The sequence below is a fragment of the Microbulbifer discodermiae genome (genome assembly GCF_040742695.1).
Taxonomy (GTDB): Bacteria; Pseudomonadota; Gammaproteobacteria; order Pseudomonadales; family Cellvibrionaceae; genus Microbulbifer.
Genome location: NZ_JBFLAB010000102.1, coordinates 1 through 5,842, shown reverse-complemented (window position 1 = coordinate 5,842; position 5,842 = coordinate 1). Strand labels below are relative to the sequence as shown.

Below are 5,842 nucleotides of genomic sequence, written 5' to 3'. Positions count from 1 at the left end.
ACAAAACAGCGTTTATGACCTGTATATTCGGTATTTTGACGTTACCTCGCTGTAAAGGCAGCAGGTGTTCGATAATTTTGAATTGCGATTTTGTGATTTCCATAAACGCAGATTTTATCAAAATTAGTGTTAACAGGCCCTAGAAACTCCGAGATGTCCACCTCTTTCGTTCTGACGCCGATGCCCTTGTCGACTAGTTTGGACCAAACTGGGACATTGGCGGTGAAGGGGCCCCCACCATATTGCGACTACCTCTATGAGTCGTACGATGGCCAGGATGGGGTGGAATAGGAAGTTTTACCGGTTGTCGGAGTGTAGCATTTCACATCGGCCCATTCTTCCATCTGAATGACCCCAGCCCAGGACCCTGCAATGGTATCCCTTGTCGTTAAGGTGGGGGAATTCAAGAGGTAATATGATATGATAGACGCCAAAATTTTACTCCGACCCAAATAATTTTAAGCCCTGGTATTATTTTGTTCAGTCACTTCCTATTGCCGTCTATGAATCTCTTAATGTTCCGGAGGTGAGCTATGGAGGAGATAATGAATAAGTCTACATTAACTGTATTGCTTTTGATCATGTCTTTTGCTTGTACTGCAGAAGAGGAAACTAGAGAAAGTTTTGATTTCCTGATTGAAGAGAACTGCGAATTCCAAGAAATTGGATCGCTTGATAAAGATAGTTGTAAACTTGCTGTTTTGAACAGTGAGATTAAGAAAAGTTACCTAACCAATGGGCGAAAAAAAGAGCTTAGCTTGGCCCAGCTAGAAACTTTAGTACTTAAGTTAAGTATGAAAAATTATTCAATGCTTTTGATAGAAAAATATATCTCTGAAGAAAAACCATGCAAGGCGCAGAATATTGTGAGTTCTATGTTGGATGAAGGTCCAGCATATTTATACGCGCAAGGGGTTTTTTACAACGAAGGTATTTGCGTTGAGCTTAGTCATGAGATGGCCTACTCTTATTTTGAGAAGGCTTCTCGAAAGGGCCATTTGGATGCTGCTTATAACGTTGCCTTTATGGCATATTTTGGTAGAGGAGTTGAGCAAAAGGTTCAGCTCGCTGCGGCATTACTTGCAACTTTATCAGCATTTAATTATGAGAAAGCACTAAAATTTGTGGATTTTTTAATTGATAGTGGATACGCTGACCGAAATAATTTTTCTGCTGCTGTAGAGTCGAGAAAGCCGGTATATGAATTGCTTAAGCAGCGGAAATCTAGAGTGATTCTTGCTGGAGATGAGCTCAAAAAATTTATGGCCGAAAATTCTATTAGTAAACCAGCTCCTTTTGATTCACTGCAGGCGCCTATAGTTAAAGATAACAATTTAAGTTCTAATAAATAAAGTATTGGTGTCAAAATAGTGAAGTCAACAATGGTTAGGGAAGGATGAATATTTGTCGCTATGTCCATGCTCTGGTTGGGAACACTGTTAGGATCAAAGTGAAAATGACTATAAGAAGAATATTTTCCAGTTTCCCACTTCTTGCTACTATAGTAGGGAATGACGTACTGGCATTGACCAACTCTGCGCCAGCTAAAATTTCTCAGCTAACCATTGGCAGTAACTTTGTGCGGGTACAGCTGAAATCCATGACGGAGATGGAGGGCTGTTCTCAACAGCAATATTATATTCTGGATATAGCTGACAATAAGAATTCGGCAATGCTGTCGGCCTCGCTGGTCATCAGGTCTATGGGCTCGACGGTAATTATCCAGAGTGACGGTTGTCTCAATGGCTATTCCCTGATCAGTCATATCTATTATTAGCCCGGCACTTCAACTAAAGCCTTTAGCTACCGATATAATTTCACGGAGGGGAACTGACTCAAAAGCTCTCTGCTCGCGCCTCTTATTGTATTCCTGCTCTCCGCAATCGGATAGATTAAAGAGTAGCGATAAGATACCCATTCGGAACCCCGGTGATCGTGGCTGACGCCTTCAAGCCACTAAGTCTGGAATAGTATTTTTACTCAACTCCTTTATCCGGCTTCTAGCCGTAATTGGCTAACCCAATTCGATCGTCCCTGTATTCCATAATATCCCATCCATAGAGGGGGCAATCGGAAATCCAGTCCTTGTGTGAATGAAATTTAATCAGTTAGACGAAATAACGATATTGAGACGGGTTATTAAAACAGAATTTAAGAGGTTCGTCTGGCTGCGATAGCGCCATCGGCGTCACAGCGGTCTAGCGCTGGTGTAAACTGGAGCGTCAAACCAATTCGGCTTTGAGGGGAGTTTCGATGCGTGCCTTGCTGTTGGTATTACCTGTGTTTCTGATGGCCTGCGGTACGAAAACCGAGCCAGGGACGCGACCCCTGAATGCGGAGATTAAACCCGCTTCCAGGGCGACAATTGCCCACAATCAGTCATTCGCAAAACAACTGCCCTTTGGCGATCGGGCGGATTTCCAGCTGGCCAGGCGTGGATTTATGGCAGCGATTCCCGATGCGCAGGTGAACGACGCTGAAGGTCGGGAGGTCTATGGCCTGGCCCGGATGCAGTTTCTGCAGGGGGAACCCGCGGATACGGTAAACCCCAGCCTGTGGCGCCAGGCCCAGCTCAATGCCCTTAACCAGGGTCTCTATAAGGTTGTGGACGGTATCTATCAGATACGTTCCATGGACCTTGCCAATATGTCCCTGATCGAAGGGAAACAGGGTTGGGCTGTTATCGACCCCCTCACCTCTGCGGAAACCGCGGCGGCGGGCCTGGCCCTGGCCAACCGGGTACTGGGGGAAAGGCCCGTGACTGCGGTGATCTTTACCCACAGTCATGCGGATCACTTCGCCGGGGTCACGGGTGTACTGTCCGGGGAGCAACTGGAAAGCGGGTCTGTGGACATTATTGCACCACAGGGTTTTACCGAGGAGGCGATCAGTGAAAATGTGCGCTCGGGCAATGTGATGCAGCGCCGTGCACTCTACCAGTTTGGAGATTTACTGCCTTCGGGGGAGAAGGGCTTTGTTTCATCCGGTCTCGGCAACCGGGTATCCGCGGGGGAGCGCGGGATCGCCAGGCCCACAATTTTGATTCCCGAGTCTGGCGCTGAGCTGGAGGTTGACGGGGTGGAAATGGTTTTTATCAATACCCCGGGGGCCGAAGCGCCGGCGGAGATGATATTTTTCTTTCCCCAGTTCAAAGCCCTGTGCATGAGCGAGATTGCCAGTCATACCCTGCACAATATTTACACTCTGCGCGGGGCCAAGACCCGCGATGCACTCGCCTGGAGCCGCTATATCGAACACGCCCTGGAGAGGTTCGGCGGGCAGACGGAGGTGGTGTTCAGCAGCCATCACTGGCCTATCTGGGGCAATGGCGAGGCGGTGGACTATCTGGCCGGGCAGCGGGATCTGTACAAGTATATTCACGACCAGACCCTGCGCCTGGCCAACCATGGCTATGATATGGTTGAAATTGCTGAGCGGCTGGAATTGCCCGAAAGCCTGTCCCGGGCCTGGGCCAACAGGGGCTATTACGGCACCGTCAATGTTGGCGCCAAGGCGGTTTACAATCACTACCTGGGTTATTTTGATGGCAACCCCGCCAATCTGCATCCACTGCCCCAGGGGGAGGCAGCCAGGCGCTACGTCGAATATATGGGGGGGCGTGACGCAATTATGGCGCGGGCTCAGCGGGATTTTGCCAAGGGTGATTACCGTTGGGTCGCCACGGTATTAAAACACCTGGTGTTTGCCGAGCCGGGAGATGAACAGGCGCGCTATTTGCTGGCCGACAGCTTCGAGCAGCTGGGTTACCAGGCCGAATCCGGAATTTGGCGAAACTTTTATCTTTCCGGGGCCAGGGAGTTGCGCCAGGGGGTCGATGTTCGTGAAGCCATGTTACCCCCAGAGGAGATTGTCGCCCAGGTACCCCTGCAGTTATTGTTCGACGCCATGGCAGTGCGCCTCAATGGTGAGAAGGCGGCCGATACGGAGATTTTCCTCAATATCGATATGACCGATAGTGGACAGAAATATCTGCTGGTGGTGCAAAATGGAGTGTTGCATGGCTATCAGGATCGACATTCCGATACCCCCTCAGCCAGCCTGGCCCTCAGCAGCAGGGATCTGCGCCTGATGTTTGGTGGGCTGGTAGGCGCTCCAGCCCTGATCGCGAAGGGTCGCCTGAAAGTAAGTGGCAATCCCCTGGCACTGGTTAAATTTGGCAGGCTGTTCGATCAGTTTGATCCGAATTTTAATCTTGTTACTCCCTAGCAGGTTGTTGGAAAAGCCCTCCCTGGCTTTCCTCAACCTGGGTTTGCGGCGCATGTCCGCAAACCCTCCATGACAAATCAAGCAGTTACATACTTGATTTGCGGCCCCAACATCCCTGTTCAGGACAACAGGCTGCTGAAAAAAACTTTTTCAACAGCCTGTTAGGCCCGAGGGAAGCTTCTTTACATAACCCCGAACGGCGGCGCGTATGGACGCACGATACCCGCACCCATGCGGTATTGGGAGACTGCGCCGGGCAGCACACCGAGGGGGTTGGGGAGGCAGGGGCCAAAGGGGTCCATATAGGCGGCGGCGGGGGGCATGGGCCCGGCGGGTAGGGGTGCGGTGGTCCACTCGGCATTCATCCACATGGCTGCACGGCCTTCCGCATTCATGGTATCAGCGGCTGCCGGGTCGTCCTCCACCACAAAGTAAATGGGCCCGCCACCGGCTGCACAGCCGGCCCCGGTAAAGTAGACGCGATTGTGGTGCGTGGCCATCATCATATCCGCCACAAACCGGAAGGTGCCCAATTCACCGCCGGTAGCCGGATCGAAGGCGGTACTCAGCCCGCGCACCCAGCCGGTGGTGGGGGTATTGAGACCCTGGCCACCCACTTTCACTTCCGTAACATGGCCCACCAGGACACCGCCACCATCAAACACCTCAATCCAGGTATCCGGCACGGCTGTGGCAAAGCCGGGCATTAACAACGCTACCGCTATTAGTATTTTTTTCATTTTGATTTCCACCTTTTTGTTAAACAAAACAAGGTGCCGCATGAAATCAATTGACAGCTGTGAATTTATGGCCCTGTAACCACAGGCAAAAAATCAAGTCGCTGGCAATCGCCCCATAGGCCCCAACAAATCCAGGCAACGGGTAATGAATGGCAGATTTCATTCAGGCCGGGTCATCAAACGCTGTCTGGACCACCTACCGACAGTCGTTTCAGCCTTTACGTCACAAACCCGGCTCAACCGATTGTCAATATAGACGTGACTTGTACTAACAGGTTGTTAAAAAACTATTTTTTCCTGAAACTCACACTTTTCGCTTGAGGTGTTTTTGGTTAAAAATTTCCTCCTTTCCGGTTGTTGTATTGAGCACATTAAAACCACACAGTTTCTGCCCATATTTTGTTGTTTTCAGCACTGTCAGTACTCTCATCCATTTTTTGAATATTTTATTCGGATAATGTTTTATATGTGTGTTTGAACTTCGAGTATCCAGATAACCTTATATTGAATAAAAAGCCAAGCTGTTTCTGCACGTTTCTGAAGTATCTCTTCTCAATTTTTAAGTTTTTTTACAATCGCTTGGCGGTTTTTGGAATATGAAAAAAAGTTATTTAAGTAATAAGGGAAGGAGTCAAATTACTGTTTTTCCACACTTGTCATAATTGAAAAAGTAACAGATTATTCTTTATCTATTGCTCAACGATATTTGAGTAAAGGTCGTTGGCCTTTTATGGTAAGCGTCCGGCAAACTCATCTACCAAGCCAAATTCTGCGCTGTAATTTAGGTGTCCACCTATCAACAAGTGGACACCTAATATGAGTGAAATTATCCCTGCTAAGAAACCCGTGAAGCGTCGCCGGCATTCCCCGGAGCT

The 5,842-nt window shown here is 49.0% G+C and carries 4 protein-coding genes; 3 read left to right on the top strand and 1 reads right to left on the bottom strand.

The window, feature by feature from the left end; all coding sequences use genetic code 11:
• The first annotated feature begins 545 nt into the window (after positions 1 to 545).
• The 3 genes from AB1S50_RS18665 to AB1S50_RS18655 all read left to right on the top strand — a co-directional run bounded on the left by AB1S50_RS18665 (position 546) and on the right by AB1S50_RS18655 (position 4,227).
• The gene (locus tag AB1S50_RS18665; RefSeq protein ID WP_367152719.1) at positions 546 to 1,352 is read left to right on the top strand and encodes an SEL1-like repeat protein; all 807 of its coding nucleotides are present in this window, start codon (positions 546 to 548) and stop codon (positions 1,350 to 1,352) included.
• Between the two features lie 104 nt (positions 1,353 to 1,456).
• Positions 1,457 to 1,777 (top strand): hypothetical protein, encoded by a 321-nt coding sequence (locus tag AB1S50_RS18660; protein WP_367152718.1) that lies wholly within the window; start codon positions 1,457 to 1,459, stop codon positions 1,775 to 1,777.
• 476 nt (positions 1,778 to 2,253) lie between these two features.
• Positions 2,254 to 4,227 carry an alkyl/aryl-sulfatase gene (locus tag AB1S50_RS18655; RefSeq protein ID WP_367152715.1) on the top strand — a complete coding sequence of 658 codons (1,974 nt, stop codon included), beginning with the start codon at positions 2,254 to 2,256 and terminating at the stop codon, positions 4,225 to 4,227.
• A 182-nt stretch (positions 4,228 to 4,409) separates the two neighbouring features.
• Here the strand turns inward: AB1S50_RS18655 and AB1S50_RS18650 are convergent, their stop codons facing one another.
• Complete coding sequence (locus tag AB1S50_RS18650; protein WP_367152714.1) at positions 4,410 to 4,967, bottom strand: hypothetical protein; 558 nt, start codon at positions 4,965 to 4,967, stop codon at positions 4,410 to 4,412.
• Positions 4,968 to 5,842 lie beyond the last annotated feature (875 nt).